Consider the following 21,338-nt stretch of genomic DNA (forward strand, 5'->3'; position numbering starts at 1 on the left):
CAATCACAATGATCGGCTGCTTTGTTTGTTTCATTGAACTAACGTTTCCCGTTAGTTCAATGAGTATCCTCCATTTAGTCGTTCAAAACTCATCGATCAACGAGATACCTTTAGTAATCCTCATTCTACTATCTTGCAAGAAATCGCGGGTCCAGTCATCTGGTTTGCTTAAATCCCAGCTCCGATGCATACCGACAACCACGATGATTTCGCGAAGTCTAAGGAATAGCTTCAACAAATCCTTCCAGTTGTCTGGCATTCGTCGACCATCCTCTATATAGCCTAGCTTGAAGTGCTTTATGAAAAGTTCATACTGGTCCTTTCGTTCGAATTTCGAATCTTCTCCGAATACATATAGCAAGTAATACAGCTGGATAGCAATATCCTCGACATACCAACTGTACTGGCACTCGTCGAAGTCAAAGAGAGTTAATCCCCCAGCTTCATTGATCGTGAAGTTTCCCACATTAATATCTCCGTGGATCAAACCAAAATTATCTGCATTAACAGGCAGACTCGCCAATTGTACTTTAAGTTCATCAAGGGCAATAAGGATTGGTTGAAGTTCTGACGGCAAATAATCCTCGGCTCGTAAGAGGTATTCATTAAACTCCCAAGTGTGCCTTTTGGCAATCGTAGGGTTGTAAAGCTTCGCTAATTCATGAAGTCTGCCCGTTATACGTCCACACTTTTCATAAAGCATAGAATTGCCTAGACATTCTGGATATCCGATTTTACGGCCTGGTGCATGTTTAAAGGATGTTACGTAAAAATCCATTTTATTTCCTCGAACTAGTTCACAATACTCTCCATTAATTGAAGAAATCGGTTCTGACACTGCTATACCACTCTCTGAAAGATAATGAATCCAATCCATTTCTGCTACAAGTCCTTCCGCCGTGCGAAGAGTGCTCGGAGTGAAACGGAGAATATATTTCAAGTCTTCGCGATTATAGGAATATATAAAGTTTTGAAAACCTCCAATGAAAGTGAGTTCCTCTTGGCTGACCCCATAACGCGCGGCGCCTTCTGCAGCATGTTCGTCCAAGAACAATAATTTTATTTTTGGGTCCATTAGTTCTCCTTAGTAATAAAGATTAAATTATGGCCTAACTCGCTGTTGCCTAAATTTAATAAAATGAATGCCTGGTGACATGCGAAAGCCCCACTTTCAAGATTTTTCTATTCCATAGCAATCATACTAATCCAACTTTTTACAGTCAACTAAAATGGTTGATCTATTGCACTAACCTGCCCGTTAGCTTAACTGAAAAACAGCCGACTATTTAGCCGGCTGTCTACTTGAGTATCATTCTGAATTCTGTGCCTTATTTATCTATTTCAGCTTTTGATCCCCCCGTTTTACGGCAAAATGGCAAAAGACCGGACTGGAAAACCAGAAGCTTTCTCCGCTTTAGGTACAATATTGAAAATAACAGCGCCCTTAGCCGGCACCTGATCCAGGTTTGTTAACAGCTCAACTTGATATGTATCCTGGGCAAGTACATAATATTCTGCCAGAAGTGCTCCATTCTTCTGATAATCCACGGCCGAATCCGTGTCAAAGGTTTCATGCCCAATGGCTTGTACCTTTCTTTCCTCAAATAAAAACATGAGCGCACCAACAGACCATCCAGGTGCATGACTGTTGCCCTCATCATCCTTGTTATCAAATGCTTCATGGTTAGGCCAACGTTTGCTCCAATCTGTACGTAAGGCTACAAAGCTTCCAGCTTCAATCACGCCATGCTCTCTTTCAAATTCAAGAATATGCTCCACATCCAGTGTGAAATCCGGATTGTTCTCTACTTCGGCGGACTGGTCAATGACTACAAGCGGGAGCACAAGCTCCTTCAAACCTAGTTCATCCAGATACCGCGTATCCCGAACGAAGTGGATCGGCGCATCAAGATGTGTCCCGTATTGACCCGGGAACTTGAAGCTCTGGGCAAAGAAACCTTGATCGTGAACAAACAGTGTATCGAATTGTGCTGCCTCAAAAGCTGAAAAATGTGGAGAGCCTGGACCAAACGTATGGGTCAGATCCACCCATTTCTTTTTTTTTAACAATTGAATGGCTTGAATGAGTTCGTTGGACATCCTAATCACCTCATGCACAAAATGGAATAAATTTCTCCTATTATATCTTATTCCACTACAATTGGGGAGCTGTCCCTATATTGGTTCTTAGGGCTGTTAATTTTCAAATTTAAAAACTTCACTGACCGTAGATGTCAGTGAAGTTTATTTATAATACAAGAGTAATCCATTCAATCATGAAAACAAAAGGAGCATGTATGATGCAAACGAAGAACGTATATCTATATGTATTTGATACGATGTCAGACTGGGAGATAGGATATCTAACTGCTGAATTGAACTCGGGAAGGTATTTCAGGAAAGAGATCAAGCCTTTACAGGTCGTAACCGTAGGCGTGGATAAACATCCGGTAACTACCATGGGCGGATTGAACATCCTTCCCCATATTTCTATTGATGAATGTACATTGAAAGGTGACGACGTCATCATTCTTCCGGGAGGAAACACCTGGATGGATACCATCCATGATCCCCTATTGAAAAAAGTTGCTGCCTCTATAGAAGAGGGTACAGTTATTGCGGCGATTTGCGGTGCGACAGTTGCACTTGCAAAAATAGGGATACTGGATTCCAGACAGCATACAAGCAATGATTTAGAATACCTGAAGATGATATGCCCAGATTATACTGGAGAAACCTATTATGTAACGGAGCCTGCAGTAACCGATGGAAATCTAGTTACTGCATCTGGAATAGCTCCGTTAGAATTTACGATGCATGTGTTGAAGCTATTGAATGTCTTTGCACCAGAAACATTACAGGCCTGGTACAATCTATATCAGACTCATGAGTCCAAATACTTCTACCAGTTAATGAATTCTATTGCACCTGAATAACCAGTTTCCCGCGGGTATGATGGGTTTCACTCTTCTCATGTGCTTCCCGTACTCCCTGTTGTGTTAGCGGGTAGGTTCCATCAATAACCGATTTGAGTTTGCCTTCCACAGCCAGTTCAGCCAGCTGATCCAGTTGATCCCCTTTGGGCTCCATCATGAAGACGTTGGCCGTTACTCCGGCTTCCTTGGCAAGCTTCTCATCCGGTTGTTCCACCAAGGATACCAGATGCCCGCCAGACTTTAACACCTTAAAGCTATTGCGCTGAATATCACCGCCCATGGTGTCCAGCACAACATCATAACCGGAGAGAATCTCCGAGAAATCTTCTTTTTTATAGTTGATAAAATGATCCACACCCAACGAGCGAAGCAACGCTTCGTTTGATTCACTTGCCGTGGAAGCCACTTCAGCGCCGAGGGACTTGGCAATCTGAATGGCATACGTTCCCACACCACCTGCACCAGCATGAATGAGTACCTTCTGCCCTTTGGCTAAACGTCCATGATCCACAAGGGCTTGCCACGCCGTCATCGCAGCCAGCGGGATCGCTGCCGCTTCCTCGAAGCTCAACTTCTCCGGTATACGGGCAATAATGTCTGCATCGACAGCAACATATTCTGCATAAGTTCCGAATTGACGCGGACGCGCAAATACCCGATCACCTTCTCTGAACCGCGTGACATTTGAGCCTGCTTCAGCCACAATACCGGCAACATCGCCGCCCAGAATCAAAGGAAAATTCTCCGCTGCTTCTTTCATATAACCTTGTCTGATTTTGAAGTCCACCGGGTTCACCGACGTGGCATGTGTTCGAATTAACACCTGATTCACTCCACATGCTGGCTTGGCTACTTCCTTTTCCTTCAATTGTTCCGCTCCACCAAATTCTTCAATCACAATTGCTTTCATTAGAGATCCCAGCCTTTCCAATGATTATCGTTATGCGCTCTCCCTTCATTACCCTTTCCCTGCGGTCACTTGACCTATTCATCCCAAAAATCATAGCTATCTGGCATTCACGATCCAGTTCAACAATCGTGATATAATGTCGAGTATTGATTATGTTAAATCTTAATCTAATACTGAATCCAATACTTGAATAAGCGAGGTAACGATATGGAAGTTGAAGTAAATACATTACATGCATTTTCGGACAAGGCTCAAGGCGGAAACCCCGCAGGTGTTGTTTTACAAGCAGCGCATTTGTCTGAAACCCAGATGCAGGAGATTGCCAGACAAGTCGGTTTTTCAGAGACTGCATTTGTTATGCCATCGGATCAGGCTGATTTCAAAGTGCGTTACTTCACCCCAAGTGATGAGGTCGATCTATGTGGACATGCCACAATTGCTTTATTTTATCTAATGAAGACACAGCAGTTCGTTAATGTTGGTACATATACACTCGAGACACTGGCCGGAATTCTTAAAGTTGATATCGAAGTCAATGGAGAAGTCTATCTGTCTCAGACGTTGCCGGAGTTTGGGGAGATCGTGGATCGACAGCAGATTGCCGATTCGTTACGTATTTCTATGGAGGATTTACATTCCGAACTACCTGTACAGATTGTGTCTACCGGGCTACCCGATATCATGATAGCCGTTAAAGATGTTGATATTCTGACCAAAATCGATCCTGACTTCCAGCGTATCACTGAAATAAGCAAGGCTCATCATGCCATAGGTTACCACGTGTTTACACTCGAATCAGATGTTATGGACGTTCTGGCAGAATGCCGTAATTTTGCACCGCTTTATGATATACCGGAAGAGAGTGCAACGGGCACATCCAATGGTGCCATGCTCTGTTATTTATCCCAGTACAACCAACTCATAGATCCTCTTCATCACACGTATACGATCAGACAAGGGTATACCATGAACCGCCCCTCCGAGATCCGAGCCAGATTAACGCTGGGCCGCTCTAATGAAATCACACAGATTCAGGTTGGCGGTAGCGCAGTTCATATCGAAAACATTCAAATACACCTCCCTTAGTGGGAGGTGTTTTACGTACTTAGGATATGTAAACGATCTTATGCGAAGCAGTGTAGTAGCCTGGCCTGTGGTCATCATTGAATTTGTTGTAAAAATCGTAGTACCGCTACCTCCAACTGGTTCAGTCCTGGCTGCTCTATAGGAAAATGGCCTGCCCCTTCCAAGATCACACATTCCTTGTCCACCACCAGACGATCAAAAAAAGATTGGCTGAACCTGATTGGTGTCATGGGGTCCAATTCAGGGTGAACCAACAGGACCGGACACTGGCTGAACTGTTCCGGGCTTACCTCCGGTTTTTTATTAAGGAATGTTCTTAATAATTCCAACGGAATACGTGTAGCTGCCGCTTGTGGATCATCCATAATAAGCCGGGTTAAATCCTTGTTATTAGTAATCAGTTGCATCCGGGATACCTGTTTGACCGAAATACGTACATGATCCAGCAGACCAGGGAACAGATCCATCATCCGTTTTCCCGCCCGACTCACCAGACGATTCGGCGCAAGCTGGTCACGCATTTTCGGATTACTCGTGTCTACAAATGTAGTTGCGATCAAACCCTTAACACGCTTGCTGCGTGCACTGGTGTGATAGGCAAGCATACCTCCGATGCTACTTCCCAATACAACGATTGGCTTGCCGTCATTCTTGTATTCCCGTTCGATGAGTGAAACAAGTAGCTCTATCCAAAGTTCGTAGTTAATACGTGTACCAGACATTGCGTAACTTAACCCATACGGCGGAAGATCTGGCGATACCACCTCGTATCCATGTCGCTGCAACATGCGGGCATACGGAGCGAGCAACCTGCCATTGCCCCCCGCACCATGAATGAACAGAATTTTGATTGAAGACTCCGGCGCAGGTAAACGATCGATATGCAGATGAACCCCATTTGACTCCCACCATTCTTCCTCAGGAACTGTATGCTCCCCTAACCTCACTTCTTCCGGGAAAAAGGCCTGATACTGTTTCCAATAGGGATGTGTTGTCTGATATGAAGGCAAACTTTTTTTCATACGGTACATTCTCCTCTTTTCGTATACAAAAAAAGCCGTACAGTGTACGACTTTTCGTTAAAAATACGTCTATGACCATACTTCTTTTTATAACACCTTCGTATATCTGTCAATCGGGAAACTGTACATTGCCCGGTACGATATATGCACCGCCCGACCCATCATTAGGTAGAGCCGGGATCGTGTCATTTAATACCTGACCGCGAATATCGGTAATACGAACGTTTAATTTTTCTTTGCCCAGTCCGGTTCCGAGGAAATGATTATAGTCTTGCTTTTCAAGATTGAGCCACGTACCATCCTTCTGTTTCACCTCGAACTTCAGCACCGGATATTTGTGATTACGAACCTGAATGGCTGCCCACCACTGACTGCTACCTTCCTTGATTCGATAAGAGACGTTTCCTTGAATTGGAGCTTTGACCACTTTCCAGCTGATATTGATTTTGCCTGCCTTTGGGTCACCGATCAGGTTAAAGGCATTCGGTGAGAGATCCAGCGCTCCGCTGGCGCCTTCTGGATAGAGGTCTGTTACATAGACGGTTGTTTTGCCTTTAGGACCCTGCACCTCGAGATAGGCTCCCGCTAAAGCGGCTTTGACACCGTTATAATTGAGTTGGAACGGATTAAGTGCAGTAATCTTCATGTCCGCCGGGATGGGATCAAGCAACACCGCACCTCCCGAGTAACCTGAGCCTGTATACGTCGCGTAACCCTGATATGTATCATTCCATGCGGCAGATGCAGGCAGAGCAAATAATACGAGACTGAGCAACATCCCTGTACCGGCCCATTTTAACCGTTGAAATCTACTTTTCTTGTTCATGAGCTATTCCTCCTCGTCATTCTACCTTCTGTTACACTGAAACATAAGTTGAACAAAAGAATATTTACACTTGCCACTCCGATGACAGAATAACCTTCCGATCACTGTTATCCCCAGATTTTTTGATTCAATTTTGCAAAGGTGAAAATCTGTTGATAAAGGCGAAGTACATGCTTACGAAGTAGCTTTCTTCCAGAAAGCTTTTAGCTCCGCTTCTTCAGGTCTCTTCTGTCCTCTACGTTCCCGTGTAAAATATCTATATCAACTGCTAAATTTGAATATAACATTATTTTACATAATAACTGTTTATTTTCAATCCTTCTCTACCAAATCACATCCAAAGTCCTGCCTGTGGACTTGAACATTCATGACCACGCACAAGATATGGATACATATCATAATTTGGTGGAATAGGTATAATAACAAGGCTGTATTGGATGGGTTCCCAGTAATAAAAAAACGCCACACCCTGGAGTAATTTCGCTCTCCGAATGGTGTGACGCCTATTAAACACTACGTTCAGAATACCCGGTCTGTCCAAGGACAGCCAGCGTTTTACTCAACCCGTTTCCCTTCGTTTCATCCGCTTCCTTAGTCGCTCATACGATGCGTAAATCCGTGGAGATTCTTTCGTCAGGATAGGTCCCAGCACAGCCAGAATTAACACATACAACACGGCAAACGATTGGATGGATGCCATCAGCCCTCCGGCCTTGCCGATGTTCGCCATGATAATGGAGAATTCGCCCCGCGAGACCAGGGTAAAGCCCACATTCAACGAGGCCTTAGGGCTCATTCCAGCCAATCTGCCAGCGATCATACCTGCACCATAGTTACTGGCAATCGTCAGAATAACGGCAATAATCGTCATCCCGACAGCTCCACCAAGTGAAGCCGGCTCGATGGTCAGGCCAAAACTGAAGAAGAAAATTGCACCAAAAAAATCTTTGAAAGGCATGATCTGATGTTCAATCCGACTCACATGTCTTGATTCGCCCAGCACAAGCCCCATCATCAATGCTCCAATGGCTTCTGCTACATGCAGCGTCTCCGAGAAACCAGCCACCAAGAAGAGCAGTGTCATGACGGTAAGCAGAAACAACTCTGATGACTTGATATTCAGTGCCTTATCAATATATTTGATGCTTTTCCTGCCAATAATCAGGAACAGCACAATAAACAGCAGGGCAGACAGCGATACCAGCAGAACACTTAAGAATGAAGTTGCCCCGCTGAGCACAAGCCCAGTCAGGATGGAGATATGAATCGCGATGAACAAGTCATCAAACATGATCATGCCCATGATAATCTCTGTTTCAGGGTTTGCCGTGCGTTTCAGATCAACGAGCACTTTAGCTACAATGGCTGTAGAAGAGCTGGTCATGATCCCGCAGACAACAAGTGTCTCCTGAAGGGGTAGATCCATGAACCACCCCAACAGCAATCCAGAGACAAAATTAAGACCTACATAGAACATGCCCCCGGTCAGAATGGCTTTACCAGACTTTAATAAACGGGAGACCGAGAACTCCAAACCCAGGTAAAATAGCAAAAACAAAATGCCAAGCCTGCCCATAAATTCAATAAAGGTCGAACTTTCGATAAAACGTAAATCCACTATGCCGATCTGTGGTGCATGTGGTCCAACAGCCATACCAATCAGGATATAAAAAGGAATGACCGAAAATCGTAATCGTGAAGATATCAGCCCAGTAAGTGTAATCAGCGCAACGGCAATTCCCACTTCGAATATGAGCATATCCATAGGCTAAGTCCGTCCATCAGTCAACAATTGTTTGAGATGTTTGATCTGATTCCGTTCACCGGCAACTACAATTGTAGCTCCAGCGGTAAAAGCATAATCCGGACCTGGATTAAAATGCTTCTCCTTATCCTTGGTCACAACAGCGAGAATAACGGCGCCCGTGGACTGACGGATATCCAGTTCACCAATCGTCATACCTACGCTTGCTGCGTGAGGCTCAATTCGTAGCCATTCGATTAACAGCCCTTCAAGCATCACTTCACGCTCATCCTGAAACTTCGGTTTATAGGTCATACCACCAACGATAGCGGCTACCGCCCGGGCTTCATCATCGTCAAGGGTGACAAGAGATACCATATCCCCCACCTCTTCAGGCGTATCCCCTGACTCCATATGGAACAAGTCACGTCGCTCGTCGTTATGAATCACAATGACCAAGTGCTCACCACTACGGGTATGCAGCCAGTATTTACGTCCAATCCCTGGTAAGTCTGTCTCTTTAAAGTGCATGATCTGCACCCCCTAGGGCCGGCTCGTTCAAGGTTTCGCTCTTCAGCTCAATCCCCGTAATGCGGATTCTCATGGAACCTGATGGTGTATGAACAGACCTAACTTCCCCTTTACTGCCAAGCAGTAATTGACTCCCTACTGGAGAGAGGAAGGAGATACGACCCTCATCAGGATTGGTATCTTCTGGCATGACAATCATGAACGAATCCGATGTATGAAAATCGAGATATTCAAAATCAATATGACTGCCGATCAATACAGCTGAGTCCAGATCTTCATCAGGGCCCAGGAGCAATTTTTCCACATACTCCGTATATGCCGACAGTTGTTTTTCCAATTGTATCCGCTCTGGATCGCGCACGTCGAAATAGGCGTCGAGAAATGTTCTTTTCTCTTCACCCAATGTAAATAGCTGGCTCACCAGCTTCTCTCTGCAATTATGGCGGGAGGTCCTATGGTTCATAGTAGATTTCACCCCCTATACAAGCCTTGTTCTCCATGTTGATTGGCATGTTTCTCTTCATCATCTTGTTTTCCTCCTTTTTATTATAAAAAGACCTCGGGATACGAGACCTTCTTACCATCTTACCAAAACTAATATTTTAATCCAGTATATTCGTCTAACTTGCTTTTTTATTATCGTTTGTAGTCATATCTTCCATTTAATAACTTAATTCTTCACATCATGTGGTAGATCCATAGAACATTTTAATTACTGCATAAAAAACATTTTATGATTTTTTATCTCGTATTTTTATTTGCTTTCCTGTATATTTAACTACAAACTTTTATTCAATTTATGCAAATAGGTATTTACAGACTTTAACACGATAAAGGAGTGCATTGAAAAAGTGTCCACGATAACAAAAGAAACTACAGAGTCCGTTCAAGTTACTGCCGCAGAATATGTTCATTCCGTTTATGAGTCGGTTGTCGCCAGAAATCCGCATGAAGATGAGTTCCATCAGGCTGTCAAAGAAATTCTGGATTCCCTTATTCCTGTTATTGAAGCACACCCCAAGTATAGGAACCATAGTCTGCTGGAACAACTTGTTGAACCCGAACGTGTAATCACATTCCGTGTCCCATGGGTAGATGATCAGGGCAAAGTTCAGGTTAACCGTGGATTCCGGGTGCAATTCAACAGTGCCATTGGCCCTTACAAAGGCGGACTTCGCTTCCATCCTTCTGTATACTCGGGCATCATCAAGTTCCTTGGCTTCGAACAGATCTTCAAAAATGCTTTGACCGGTCTGCCCATTGGCGGTGGTAAAGGCGGTTCTGACTTCGATCCCAAAGGAAAATCGGATCTGGAAGTCATGCGTTTCACGCAAAGCTTCATGACAGAGCTGTACAAATATATCGGTTCCGATACCGATGTACCGGCAGGTGACATTGGAGTAGGCGCACGGGAAATCGGTTACATGTTCGGCCAATACAAGCGTATCCATGGCGGGCATGAAGCAGGCGTGTTGACAGGAAAAGGTCTGCTGTACGGAGGAAGCTTGGCACGTAAGGAAGCAACTGGCTTCGGCTGTGTGTACTTCGTGAAGGAGATGTTGCAATCCAAAGGGCTCAGCTTCCAAGACAGCACAGTCGTTGTCTCTGGCTCTGGTAATGTATCCATCTATGCCATTCAGAAGGCCCAGGAGCTTGGAGCTACAGTCGTAGCGTGTAGTGACTCAGGCGGCTATATATACGATCCACAAGGCATCAACCTGGATACCGTGAAACGTCTGAAAGAGGTTGATCGTCTTCGCATCAGCGAATACATCAAAGAACATCCGCATGCTACTTATACCGAAGGCTGTGAAGGAATCTGGTCTATTCCTTGTGATATTGCTCTTCCGTGTGCAACGCAAAATGAGATCGATGAAGAAGCTGCGGCCCTTCTGGTCAAAGGTGGCGTGAAAGCCATTGGCGAAGGAGCGAATATGCCTTCCACCCTGGCTGCCATTGACGTCTTCCACGGCGCAGGCGTACTGTTTGGTCCAGCCAAAGCGGCTAATGCTGGCGGTGTAGCCGTGTCTGCTCTTGAAATGTCACAGAACAGCATGCGGTTGTCCTGGTCATTTGAAGAAGTAGACGCCAAGCTGCATGACATCATGAAAAACATCTACACCAGCTGTGTAGAAGCTGCTGAAGAGTATGGTTGTGAAGGCAACCTCGTAGCTGGAGCGAATATCGCCGGTTTCCTCAAGGTAGCGGATTCCATGATCGCTCAAGGTGTAGTTTAATTTAAATACGTGATTCTCCATGATCAAAGGGCGTTCCCATCTATTTGGGTAACTGCCCTTTTTTCCTTGTCTTCAATTGCTCTAATCGCAAGGCAATGGTAAAGTGGTACTGACGTAATTCCATCTATTTGTACTATTATAAGGAAGTGTTTACATTGTCTAACCAACCATTTGCCAGCACTGCGAGTCCTCATCTTAGCGCAGACTGTGAGCAATGTTTTGGCCTGTGCTGTGTTGCCTTGCCCTATGGCAAGTCATCTGACTTTGCCTTTGATAAAGCCAGCGGCACACCCTGTCCCAATCTGCGCACGGACAATCGCTGTGGTATCCATACCCAGCTTCGGCAGAAAGGGTTCAAAGGTTGTACGGTATACGACTGTTTCGGAGCTGGACAGAAGCTGTCCCAAGTGACCTACGCGGGCAAAGATTGGCGTGATCATCCAGAGTCTGCAAACGAGATGTTCGATTGTCTGCCTGCCTTGCGACAACTTCACGAGTTGCTCAGTTATATGAAGGAAATGATGATGAGACCGGAAACGTCATCCCTTCACTCGGCATTCGGTGAGTTATATGAGGAAATTGAGCGCTTGAGCAATCTGGAGCCTGCGGCACTCCTCCGTCTGGACATCGCCAATTATCGGTCCAGTGTGAATCAACTCTTGGTTCAGGCAAGTGAGATGGTACGCGCGAATGTGCCACCTACCGCTCATGGACAAGGGAAGTCGAAGAAGAGTAAAAAACGTACCGGAAGTGACTTTTTTGGTGCTAACTTAAAAGGAGCTGACCTGCGTGGCGCAAGCTTCAGAGGGGCTTTAATGATCGCAGCCGATCTCCGAAATGCAGATACACGAAATGCGGATTGGATTGGTGCGGACTTGAGAGATACGGATCTGGGCGATGCAGACCTGAGAGGTGGCATCTTCCTGACGCAATCCCAGATTAATGCAGCCAATGGTAATATGAATACCAAGTTGCCGGATCATCTCAACATTCCCTCACACTGGGTGTAGGGTGCCATTTCCGCAAGAGTAGGAGCAGGGATACATGCAGGATTGTACCTGCTAATTCATACGAATGTATGAATCGTATACAGCAACAGCCAAAACAAACAGCTCGTCCTATAATATCCAAGGACGAGCTGTTTGTTATACAAATCACTGGAACGAATCAGAATTATAACAAGTCGCGGCGAAGATCTTCAGCCGATTTCGGGGACAGGTGACCGAGTGGAATATCAAATACCGTTTTCGCTCCCTTATGTCCTTCCACGCTCAAGCGTTGTGCGGCTCTTGCATATGCCACAAGTACGCTCGCTGTAAATTCAGGATTGCTGTCGAGTTTCAGACCAAATTCAATAATTTGCTTTTGACCTGCACCCGTAACCCCACTGCGAATAACAAATCCACCATGCGGCATACCTTCATGCTCGGATTTCAATTCTTCTTCGCTAATGAACGTTACAGTTGTATCGTAATCTGCAAAATAGTTAGGCATCGACACAATCGTCTCACGGATCTCATCCTGATTAGCACCATCTTCTGCTACCACATAACATTGACGCAGATGTTTCTCACGTGTAGACAGCTCTGGTGTCTCCCCTGCACGAATGCGGTTGATCACCTCTTCAACAGGTACAGTATACTGTACACCCGCCTTAACGCCTGGAACACGACGAATAGCATCCGAGTGGCCTTGGCTCACACCTTTGCCCCAGAACGTGTACTCTTTTCCTTCTGGCAGGATGGACTGTGCAAGCAGACGGTTCATGGAGAACAAGCCTGGGTCCCAGCCTGTGGAAATGACACTTACGTGACCGCCTTGCTCTGCCGCAGCATTAACTTCTTTGTAGAATTCAGGAATCTTCGCATGTGTATCGAAGCTATCTACCGTATTGAACAACTTGGCGATGGCTGGTGTCTGCTCTGGAAGGTCGGTTGCAGAACCACCACAGAGGATCATAACATCAATCTTGCCTATGTATTGCTCCGCTGCAGAGATATGCTCAAAACGTACTTCTGTGCTTTCAGCGACCATCTGCTCCGGATTACGACGTGTAAACACAGCAATCAGTTCCAGATCCTCGTTCTGGGAAATGGCTTTCTCTACACCTTTACCCAAGTTACCGTAACCAACAATACCCACTCTAATCATGTTCAATCCTCTCCTGTCTTCTTCTATAGTTGTCTATTACTCTATTATAATGATATAACATACCATGTAACCTGTCAGGTTTCCAGTTCGAAATAAAAATACCTTGCAGCGGTGCAGCAATAATGCGGCTCCGTATGCAAGGTATTATGGCGTTCATTCGTTATTTTAGGAAGAGAGAAAGCAGGAAAGAAAAATAGCCCTAATCTTATGCTTATGATTCTGTCCAGGTCAATGTCAGTTCAATGACGCCTTCCTGACCCGCATCCGTTAACTTTTTGGCGTTAAAGTAATCTTTATACAGCTGGGATACGGTTTTCATATCTTGTTCAGTGGAGAAAATCACCATGGCCGATTGCTTGCTTTCACTCTCACCGGAATTGGCTAAACGAATCGTTGCATCTTCTGGCAGGGGGAAGTCACTTGGCAAGTTCTCTGGCAACTCATTGGTTCCAGCAGCGGCTTCCTCACCGCTTTCTGAATCGGAATCGGCTGGTGCTGTCGTACCTTCCGTTTCTGTCACTCCACTTGTTGACGCTTCGCTTGCACCTTCATTAGTCGCTAGTTCACCAGTTCCAGAGGAAACCTCGGTATCCACCTTCTCAGTTTCACCTGTCGGTTCGTCTGCTGCGCTGCTGCAAGCACTCAAGGCCACCATCATCGCCAGCGCCGCACAGGCTAATATATAATTCCTTCTCTTCACCATCCGTTACCACTCCTTCTGCTTCGTTTTATGTGCTAATCACGTTCAAACGACTGGATTACAGGCACGGCATGAACGTTATTCTTAACCCATATCACAGATACAGATAATACACTTAAAGACAATAGACAACTGGCTACAAGAATGGACAGGAAGCGGGTGATCACTTTAAACTTTTTCATCCATCCCTCCTCCTCCTGTTCATCATGTGTTTGTGGAATCATGTTACTCATAGGTCACTGGACGGTGTCACTAATTTCATGATCTCGGCAGCGACAATATCCGGTTGACTGTTGTGGATACTGTGTGTCGCTTGTGGAACCGTCAACTGTGTTCCGTGTCTTGACCATGAAGCAAAATCCGCTTGGTCGGCCTGCCATGCATGACTGTCCTCATCCGACTCCTCCGAACCGGCTGTGAGGATCGTCAGGGGGAAGCCAAACTTCGTTTTGTTCTCAAGCACACACGCTGCATTGGTTCTGGAATTCCGAACCTCTTCCATGACATTGTCATTGTACGCATGTCTGAGCGTGGATATCGTGACGGCCTTTTTCATCGGTTCCGTTACCAGATTTGGGTCAATGACCAGAGACGCCATCATGCGATCCGATTGCAGCAATGTTCGTGCAATGCCTGTTTTCACCAGAAAACGTGACCCATCCATCATCCATTCTGGTGTATTCAGGTCCGTACGACTGTAATACTCCGGGCTTCCGCCATCGATCATGACCATGCCAGCCACCTCATCAGGATACCTTTGCGCAAACCGCAGTGTCTCTAGCGCACCCAAGGAGTGACCGACCATGATGTAAGGTGGACGTTGACCAGATGTTCGCAGCAATTGGTGAATCTCTTCCGAGATGGTATCGACATCACGAGGGTCATCCGTATAGTCGCTGTATCCATATCCGAACCGGTCATATACCGCAATTTTCACCTGTGATTTCAACTTGTCATATAGCGGACTGAAATCCACATACGGATTGGGTGTACCCCAGCCTGAGGCAAACACCACGGTTACCTCTCCTTTGCCAGCGGTGTAGAGGTGCATGTTGCGACCACTCACTTCATAATACTTGCCTGGCGGGGGATAATACTTCATATCCTGCGTGGATTGATACGCTTCATACGCTGTACCTGCCAGCAGCAAAAGTCCTGTGGCAAGCATGATACCTCCCAGCACTTTTAACCCTTTCCGTAACCCCTTCTTCATCTTCTCTACCCCTTATCCCAAAGGTTCATCTATATATGTATGCTTCAATCGTACCCAAGAAATAGCGGGATTGAAACAATCCCGAGTCCAGTCCTTTCCCCAACCAAAGTCCAGTGTCCTTCCCCTACCTGTGACGCAAAAAAACTGCAAATCTCCCATTCAGGAAACTTGCAGTTCATCTATGCCTATATTTAAAATTCATGCCTCTGTCCATCTCACGCTGATAACGACTTACAGTTCCAATGTAAGACCCACCGGGCAATGATCACTGCCCATCACATGGCAGTCGATATGTGCATCCGCCACCTTCGGTGCCAATTGATTGGATACCAGAAAATAATCAATACGCCAGCCCACGTTCCGTTCCCTAACCTTCGGCATATAAGACCACCAGCTGTATACATCCGTACGATCCGGGTACAGATGACGGAAGCTGTCTACATAACCAGAAGCAAGCAACTCAGTCATCTTGCCACGCTCTTCAAGGGTAAATCCGGAATTGCCCAGATTGGGCTTCGGATTCTTCAGGTCAATCTCCTGATGAGCCACATTCAGGTCACCACAGACGATAACCGGCTTGGTCTGCTCCAGTTGCAGAATGTACCCCCGGAATCGATCCTCCCATTCCAGACGGTACGGCAGCCGGGTCAGATCCCGCTTCGCGTTAGGTGTGTAGACGTTCACCAGATAAAACTCATCATACTCCAGTGTAATCATCCGACCTTCAGGCTCGCTGTCCTCCTCCATCCCGTAACGAACGGATATAGGTTTGATTCGGCTAAATACAGCCGTACCGGAATATCCTTTTTTGATCGCATAATTCCAATATTGATAAACATCTTCCCCCAGGTCCATCTCAATCTGTCCGGCTTGCAATTTGGTCTCCTGAAGGCAGAAAATATCCGCCTGACTCTCCTGATAATAATCCATGAATCCTTTGGTAACACATGCCCTTAAGCCATTCACATTCCAGGACACCAGCTTCATATCCTCATCTCCTCACATCTCTCCAATATAGCACGGGCTCATTCCGGGGGACAAGGTCTATAAGCTGTTCTATTGACTACCAAGGTACTGAGAGACTACATTATGCTGTAGAAGATTAGAATTACGATCCACAAGGAGAGGACGTGCCATTATCACACAATCATATGACGTTATTATCGTTGGAGCCGGCTCCATGGGTATGAGTGCGGGTTATTATCTATCGCGCAGTGGATGCAAAACTTTATTAATTGATGCCTTTGATCCTCCGCATACGGAAGGAAGTCATCACGGGGATACCAGACTGATGCGCCATGTCTACAGTGGTGGGCCTGACTATATTGCCATGGCACTACTTGCGCAGAAGTTATGGCACGAGCTGGAGGAGACGACTGGCGATCAACTGTTTGTTCCTTCCGGTGTAATAAATGTGGTCGATCCAGAGATTCATTCCTTCCGCAACCGATTAAGCCATGCAGATGATGCAGGTATTCGGTATGAAACGTTGCACGCAACCGAGGTAATGAAACGCTGGCCAGGTATTACAGTACCTGAACATTACGAGGGCATGTATGAACCTGATGCGGGTTACTTGTATAGTGAACCCTGTATTCGTGCCTACCGCAAAGCAGCCGAGACTCATGGTGCCACCTTGTTAACTCACACTCGTGTAGAGCATATCGAATACGGACCACATTCCGTGGCAGTTCAGACTTCAGGTGGTGAGACATACCATGCCAACCAAATCATCCTGAGCGCTGGTGCCTGGTTTCAGACGTTACAACCTTTTGTGGATCTCCCGATCCAGGCAGTGCGTAAAACAGTTGGATGGTTTGATGCACCAGAAGCTTTGTATGGCGAGGCACACTTCCCCGGTTTTACACTGGCAGGAAAAGAAGGTACATATTATGGATTCCCAAGCATTGGCGGATCAGGTCTGAAGATGGGGCGTCATGATACGGGCCAGGTGTGGACACCAGGAAGTACAATGGCTCCTTTTGGTACGGAAGAAACGGACGAGGGGGATCTGCGCAGGCTGCTCGAACTTCATATGCCTCAGGCAGCTGGAGAATTGAAACGTGGTAGTGTGTGCAAGTATGAATTCACTTCGGATGAAGATTTTATTATCGACCGACACCCTGCCCATGAACGTGTGTGGCTCGCAGGCGGTTTCTCCGGTCACGGCTTCAAGTTCGCAAGTGCCATTGGGCAGATTCTATCCGACTTGGTGCAAACGGGGCACACGGATCAGGATATTAGCAGGTTCGCCCTATCCCGTTTTCGTTAAGTACCAGCCGGGTGGATGAATATATGTATGTCTAAAATAGCTACTTTCCTTGAGGGTGCAGTGTTGCTTAGAGCACTGCACCTCCAAGAAAGAAGGACAAGTACAAACGTTAATTTATGCCCACTCACACTAATTAACTTTGACTAGGCTCCATTGCTGATTGGCTCCGCCATTGTCGGCCCACTGAATCGTGGAGGCACCTGCGGTCAGAGAACCTTGATTGATGTCAACCGTCAGGCCACTGTTTCGATTCGCAAGTACCACATATCCTCCCACATCAATAGGCAGCCATTGCTGATTGTTGCCTCCGTTATCCTGCCACTGAATCAGGGCGGCTCCGCCTTGTGTGGAACCCGAATTCACGTCTAATAAAAGGCCACTGCCTACATTGCGGATGTTGTAATATCCGTTACCTGCTGACTCCAGCTTCCATTGCTGGTTGGCTGCTCCATTATCATTCCACTGAATGATTGTTGCACCACCCGTAGAAGAAGCACCGTTAACATCGAGTGCAAGTCCACTGTTGCGGTTGATTAATTTGTAGATGGCCCCAACTTCATATCCTGTACTCCCATTATAAGTTGCACCTGAAATGACGTAGGTTGTGACCGAGTTGGCCTTGGCCGTAGCGGTAAAGGTTTTGTTTTGCACCGAAATATTGGTCAGTTGCTGCAACTTCTCTGTTGAAGAGGTCCGATATACTTGAGCAGACGTGCCTGTATTAGTAAAACGACTGAGATCATAGGTTACCGTTGTATCCGTCGATTCCGAATTGGTTGTAACCAACACTACTTTGCCGGAAACTGTATCATAGGCTGCAAGGGTATTGGCATCACTCATGCCGATAATCTTGTAGCCAGGACGAATAAATTTGCTGTAGTTGCCCATGACATAATATTTTTGGTTCACGGTGTAACTGGACGTCTGCGTATTGTTCAACACGTTCTTGAAAAATCCCCATCCTTCTGCACTATCCACGGCTTGCCAATACACCCATCCACTTGCGCCCATATTGCGAATATCCTTGAGGATGGTACGTGACATCGTAAGTCCACTTGCATCCCCATCTCCATATTCCGAGGTCCACAGATGTTTGCCCGCAGACGTCGCTGTGTTGCGCAAAGCAGTGCGATTACTTCCGCCATACGTATGGGTGTTGATCTGAGTCATCGCTGATTTAACCGCATTGCTGTAACTGTTGAACGACACATTGGTATCATCGATACTGTATTCTTCCGGTGCGCTCAGCTTCGTGGAGAGGCCCTTCGCATTCAACGAAGCTTGTACCTGACTCAGAATTGTGTTCTGATCCGCCCGGTCAAAGTGCATGCCCTCCTGGTCATTGCCCTGCTTCCACCACGTCGAGATCGGTTCATTCAGCGGAGTTACGCTATCAAATGTGATCCCCCAGTTATCCCGAAAATGCTTCACAACCTCGGTTAAGTAATCGGCAAAATCATCGTAGTAATCGGGCTTGAGGTTGTTCCCACCATTGGCCGAACCGGACACATTGCCACTGATCGTCATCCAGTAAGGTGCGGAATTCGCAAAAGCTTCGATAACATTCACGCCTTGCGCTTTGGCAGCTTGCAACATATATCGTTGGTTTGCATCTGCATTCCAGTCATACACGCCGGGAGAAGGCTGGTAACCAGGAACGGCTTTGCGATATTCGAGGATATTGGATGATGGATTATCCCCGCCTCCAATGTTGTACCGCAAGATGTTCAGTCCCAGTCCGGTATTTGCATTGAACATTTTCTCCACATACTCATCCCGATTGGAATATTCTCCAACTACCTTGCCCCACCACGCGAGGGATGTTCCCCATCCTTCCATCGTCTGATATTGCTTCGATGGATCGGCAACAGCCGTGTAGGCTCCTGCAGCAGATACCTCTGTCCCCAGACCCAAACTGCCTGTTAGCAGGCTTCCTGCCAGCAGCAGCGAGCTCATTCGTTTTAACCACTTCATCCGCTTCACTCCTTATGAATTTTTTAGAAAACGAACACCTATTATTGTGCAACCTCGCGGAAAGTCGCGTCTGACTTATCGAGTGCGGTAACGACAGCTTCCAATTTCAGCACATTATTATAATGTCTCAGATACAGGTTCGGGTTACTAAACGAGGTATACGATGTCCAACTAGCGTTAGCAAGTCCATTTACACGTTTGAAAGTGGCGTCATTTCGGAATGTAGTGCTGCCGTCATTTTTCACGAGTGTGATGTTGCCATTATTATTGCGCAGGAAATAACCCGGATAATTCATGGACTCAAACGAAATGCCTGTTGCATTCGACAGCCCGGGAACGATACGGAATTGTGCATCCTCCGCCGGACTGACACTCGCATCAATTTGCGCCTGATAGTTGTAATGACGTATGAAGCTGCCCGGCACATTGAATGACTCCAGCTTGCGGATATCACCTGGTTGTCCGGACTCTTTCAATACGGTCATATGGCGGACGAGTCCGGTAAGACCCGCAATCTCTTGTTTGGCACCCCAAGTCTGGAAGTTGTCAGCAGAGTCGCTGTAATAATATTTTTGTGTCGCATAGCCGTCAAAGTAGATTCGCCATGAACCATTATCCAGCTGAACAAGCGCCGGGCCTTCCACCCAAGAACCCCAACCTGCCCAATCCCCTGTGCCTTTAAAGGTATAAGGACCCGTTAGCGAAGTGGATGTCGCATATTCAATGTATTTGGTGGTCTCGTTTTTGGTAAAAGCATGATAGGTTGAGCCTGCCTTCACGATAAAAGTGTCGATATAATTGGGAGCAATGCCTGCCAGTTCAGTAGGTGCAGACCATGAGGTAGATGTTAGATTGCTACCTGAAGCTGTGATGACATAAGGTTTGAAATTCTCATAGTTGCCTGGTGAGAGGGACACGATAATGTTCAGACTGCCGTTGCTGTCTTTGAACCATTCTGGTGCCCAGGTGTGTGCGATTGTGGTCGGTGTGGATAATGTAATGTTACGGACAAATGTCCAGTTTACTTTATCCGGGCTGGAGGCGATGCCGATGGTGTTACCCGACCAGTTCGTGGTGTAGACGACGTAATATAGACCATCTGTATGCTTCATGATGCTGGGATCGCGGATCAGATTGGCCGGAGGTGTATAGGCTGGCCCTTTCAGCAAACCATAGTGGGTTGCATTATACGATTCATAGATATACATATTGGACTCACTTGTGTTCGTAAAGGCTGATATCGTATAGACACTTGTTGCTGCTCTGGCTGCATTGGGGAATAACATCGTTAATAGAAGCAATGTTCCGAGCAACAAGATCATTCCGGCCTTGAAACCGTTGGACTTACCTATTCCTATTCCCTCTTCCTTCTTCGTCAACATTGGGTCATCTCCTTATCCATGAGTGATGAACAGAGGAATACCTTACTATATTACCAAAGACAAAACGTACTCGGGGCTGTCCCTGATGAGCAACACCTTACGACTACCTGTTCAAATTCCAATTACATGAAGCATCACTCCCTTCACAGATCATGGATGAACAATTACCTTTTATGTAAACGGTTACAATTAATTAAGCTACAAGTGTTACCTTAGTTCATTGTACAGACCTGATCACCACAGTTCCCCCATCGTCTTAGCCCAACTCACTCCCAAGACTGAATCCGAAGATTCACAAACCCAGGTCAATCTGGCTAAGAACATGAGGGGGTACGACTGCGGTAAAAGATACAC

General features: G+C 46.2%; 20 protein-coding genes. 5 read left to right on the top strand and 15 right to left on the bottom strand.

The annotated features are described in order from the left end of the window. Positions 1-82: 82 nt before the first annotated feature. Entirely contained in the window at positions 83-1,075 is a 993-nt protein-coding gene (locus QVE09_RS14580; protein WP_315937340.1) for a phosphotransferase enzyme family protein, read from the bottom strand. A 287-nt stretch (positions 1,076-1,362) separates the two neighbouring features. After that, on the bottom strand, positions 1,363-2,100 hold the full coding sequence (locus QVE09_RS14585; protein WP_315937341.1) for a cyclase family protein: 738 nt from the start codon (positions 2,098-2,100) through the stop codon (positions 1,363-1,365). Positions 2,101-2,300: 200 nt separating this feature from the next. Between QVE09_RS14585 and QVE09_RS14590 the strand changes: the two genes are divergently transcribed. Beyond that, entirely contained in the window at positions 2,301-2,936 is a 636-nt protein-coding gene (locus QVE09_RS14590) for a type 1 glutamine amidotransferase family protein (protein ID WP_315937342.1), read from the top strand. On the opposite strand, the gene QVE09_RS14595 is transcribed toward QVE09_RS14590, so the two are convergent. Beyond that, positions 2,920-3,846 (bottom strand): NADP-dependent oxidoreductase, encoded by a 927-nt coding sequence (locus tag QVE09_RS14595; RefSeq protein WP_315937343.1) that lies wholly within the window; start codon positions 3,844-3,846, stop codon positions 2,920-2,922. The two genes, QVE09_RS14590 and QVE09_RS14595, sit on opposite strands and share 17 nt — an antisense overlap. 207 nt (positions 3,847-4,053) lie before the next feature. Between QVE09_RS14595 and QVE09_RS14600 the strand changes: the two genes are divergently transcribed. Further along, positions 4,054-4,932, top strand: a complete 879-nt coding sequence (locus tag QVE09_RS14600) for a PhzF family phenazine biosynthesis protein (RefSeq protein ID WP_315937344.1) — start codon at positions 4,054-4,056, stop codon at positions 4,930-4,932. Positions 4,933-5,006: 74 nt separating this feature from the next. Here QVE09_RS14600 and QVE09_RS14605 read toward each other — a convergent pair whose 3' ends face one another. The 5 genes from QVE09_RS14605 to QVE09_RS14625 form a co-directional block, all read right to left on the bottom strand. Continuing rightward, complete coding sequence (locus tag QVE09_RS14605) at positions 5,007-5,954, bottom strand: alpha/beta hydrolase (protein WP_315937345.1); 948 nt, start codon at positions 5,952-5,954, stop codon at positions 5,007-5,009. Positions 5,955-6,063: 109 nt separating this feature from the next. Next, the gene (gene exlX / locus QVE09_RS14610) at positions 6,064-6,780 is read right to left on the bottom strand and encodes an expansin ExlX (protein ID WP_017687038.1); all 717 of its coding nucleotides are present in this window, start codon (positions 6,778-6,780) and stop codon (positions 6,064-6,066) included. A 559-nt stretch (positions 6,781-7,339) separates the two neighbouring features. Beyond that, complete coding sequence (locus tag QVE09_RS14615) at positions 7,340-8,545, bottom strand: cation:proton antiporter (protein WP_076216431.1); 1,206 nt, start codon at positions 8,543-8,545, stop codon at positions 7,340-7,342. 3 nt (positions 8,546-8,548) lie between these two features. Further along, entirely contained in the window at positions 8,549-9,055 is a 507-nt protein-coding gene (locus QVE09_RS14620; protein WP_315937346.1) for a cation:proton antiporter regulatory subunit, read from the bottom strand. Further along, complete coding sequence (locus tag QVE09_RS14625; protein ID WP_315937347.1) at positions 9,045-9,518, bottom strand: GreA/GreB family elongation factor; 474 nt, start codon at positions 9,516-9,518, stop codon at positions 9,045-9,047. Before QVE09_RS14625 ends, QVE09_RS14620 begins: the two co-directional genes overlap by 11 nt. Before the next feature lie 388 nt (positions 9,519-9,906). Here QVE09_RS14625 and gdhA point away from each other — a divergent pair, with 388 nt between their 5' ends. Both gdhA and QVE09_RS14635 read left to right on the top strand, forming a co-directional pair. After that, complete coding sequence (gene gdhA, locus QVE09_RS14630) at positions 9,907-11,292, top strand: NADP-specific glutamate dehydrogenase (RefSeq protein ID WP_315937348.1); 1,386 nt, start codon at positions 9,907-9,909, stop codon at positions 11,290-11,292. A gap of 155 nt (positions 11,293-11,447) precedes the next feature. After that, positions 11,448-12,302, top strand: coding sequence for a pentapeptide repeat-containing protein (locus tag QVE09_RS14635; protein ID WP_315937349.1), 855 nt, complete (start codon positions 11,448-11,450; stop codon positions 12,300-12,302). A gap of 163 nt (positions 12,303-12,465) precedes the next feature. Here the strand turns inward: QVE09_RS14635 and QVE09_RS14640 are convergent, their stop codons facing one another. The 5 genes from QVE09_RS14640 to QVE09_RS14660 all read right to left on the bottom strand — a co-directional run bounded on the left by QVE09_RS14640 (position 12,466) and on the right by QVE09_RS14660 (position 16,343). After that, complete coding sequence (locus QVE09_RS14640) at positions 12,466-13,443, bottom strand: diaminopimelate dehydrogenase (RefSeq protein WP_372238418.1); 978 nt, start codon at positions 13,441-13,443, stop codon at positions 12,466-12,468. Positions 13,444-13,654: 211 nt separating this feature from the next. Next, positions 13,655-14,146 carry a hypothetical protein gene (locus QVE09_RS14645; RefSeq protein WP_315937350.1) on the bottom strand — a complete coding sequence of 164 codons (492 nt, stop codon included), beginning with the start codon at positions 14,144-14,146 and terminating at the stop codon, positions 13,655-13,657. A 32-nt stretch (positions 14,147-14,178) separates the two neighbouring features. After that, on the bottom strand, positions 14,179-14,325 hold the full coding sequence (locus QVE09_RS14650; RefSeq protein ID WP_315937351.1) for a hypothetical protein: 147 nt from the start codon (positions 14,323-14,325) through the stop codon (positions 14,179-14,181). A gap of 47 nt (positions 14,326-14,372) precedes the next feature. Continuing rightward, positions 14,373-15,356, bottom strand: coding sequence for an alpha/beta hydrolase (locus tag QVE09_RS14655; protein ID WP_315937352.1), 984 nt, complete (start codon positions 15,354-15,356; stop codon positions 14,373-14,375). Between the two features lie 231 nt (positions 15,357-15,587). After that, positions 15,588-16,343: an exodeoxyribonuclease III gene (locus QVE09_RS14660; RefSeq protein WP_315937353.1), complete on the bottom strand. Its 756-nt coding sequence runs from the start codon at positions 16,341-16,343 to the stop codon at positions 15,588-15,590. A 151-nt stretch (positions 16,344-16,494) separates the two neighbouring features. Between QVE09_RS14660 and solA the strand changes: the two genes are divergently transcribed. Further along, positions 16,495-17,628, top strand: a complete 1,134-nt coding sequence (gene solA / locus QVE09_RS14665) for an N-methyl-L-tryptophan oxidase (RefSeq protein ID WP_315937381.1) — start codon at positions 16,495-16,497, stop codon at positions 17,626-17,628. Between the two features lie 129 nt (positions 17,629-17,757). On the opposite strand, the gene QVE09_RS14670 is transcribed toward solA, so the two are convergent. Next, positions 17,758-19,602: an RICIN domain-containing protein gene (locus QVE09_RS14670; RefSeq protein WP_315937354.1), complete on the bottom strand. Its 1,845-nt coding sequence runs from the start codon at positions 19,600-19,602 to the stop codon at positions 17,758-17,760. Between the two features lie 41 nt (positions 19,603-19,643). After that, on the bottom strand, positions 19,644-20,984 hold the full coding sequence (locus tag QVE09_RS14675; protein ID WP_315937355.1) for an AbfB domain-containing protein: 1,341 nt from the start codon (positions 20,982-20,984) through the stop codon (positions 19,644-19,646). Positions 20,985-21,338: the final 354 nt, after the last annotated feature.

The sequence above is a fragment of the Paenibacillus sp. ClWae2A genome (assembly GCF_032452295.1).
Taxonomy (GTDB): domain Bacteria; phylum Bacillota; class Bacilli; order Paenibacillales; family Paenibacillaceae; genus Paenibacillus.

Coding starts and splice junctions, on each gene's coding strand:
- QVE09_RS14595 (WP_315937343.1), bottom strand. CDS start 3,846: ATGAAAGCAATTGTGATTGAAGAATTTGGTGGAGCGGAACAATTGAAG.
- QVE09_RS14655 (WP_315937352.1), bottom strand. CDS start 15,356: ATGAAGAAGGGGTTACGGAAAGGGTTAAAAGTGCTGGGAGGTATCATG.
- QVE09_RS14650 (WP_315937351.1), bottom strand. CDS start 14,325: ATGAAAAAGTTTAAAGTGATCACCCGCTTCCTGTCCATTCTTGTAGCC.
- QVE09_RS14580 (WP_315937340.1), bottom strand. CDS start 1,075: ATGGACCCAAAAATAAAATTATTGTTCTTGGACGAACATGCTGCAGAA.
- QVE09_RS14605 (WP_315937345.1), bottom strand. CDS start 5,954: ATGAAAAAAAGTTTGCCTTCATATCAGACAACACATCCCTATTGGAAA.
- QVE09_RS14675 (WP_315937355.1), bottom strand. CDS start 20,984: ATGTTGACGAAGAAGGAAGAGGGAATAGGAATAGGTAAGTCCAACGGT.
- QVE09_RS14600 (WP_315937344.1), top strand. CDS start 4,054: ATGGAAGTTGAAGTAAATACATTACATGCATTTTCGGACAAGGCTCAA.
- QVE09_RS14590 (WP_315937342.1), top strand. CDS start 2,301: ATGCAAACGAAGAACGTATATCTATATGTATTTGATACGATGTCAGAC.
- QVE09_RS14585 (WP_315937341.1), bottom strand. CDS start 2,100: ATGTCCAACGAACTCATTCAAGCCATTCAATTGTTAAAAAAAAAGAAA.
- exlX (WP_017687038.1), bottom strand. CDS start 6,780: ATGAACAAGAAAAGTAGATTTCAACGGTTAAAATGGGCCGGTACAGGG.
- QVE09_RS14640 (WP_372238418.1), bottom strand. CDS start 13,443: ATGATTAGAGTGGGTATTGTTGGTTACGGTAACTTGGGTAAAGGTGTA.
- QVE09_RS14615 (WP_076216431.1), bottom strand. CDS start 8,545: ATGGATATGCTCATATTCGAAGTGGGAATTGCCGTTGCGCTGATTACA.
- QVE09_RS14645 (WP_315937350.1), bottom strand. CDS start 14,146: ATGGTGAAGAGAAGGAATTATATATTAGCCTGTGCGGCGCTGGCGATG.
- QVE09_RS14670 (WP_315937354.1), bottom strand. CDS start 19,602: ATGAAGTGGTTAAAACGAATGAGCTCGCTGCTGCTGGCAGGAAGCCTG.
- QVE09_RS14660 (WP_315937353.1), bottom strand. CDS start 16,343: ATGAAGCTGGTGTCCTGGAATGTGAATGGCTTAAGGGCATGTGTTACC.
- QVE09_RS14625 (WP_315937347.1), bottom strand. CDS start 9,518: ATGAACCATAGGACCTCCCGCCATAATTGCAGAGAGAAGCTGGTGAGC.
- QVE09_RS14620 (WP_315937346.1), bottom strand. CDS start 9,055: ATGCACTTTAAAGAGACAGACTTACCAGGGATTGGACGTAAATACTGG.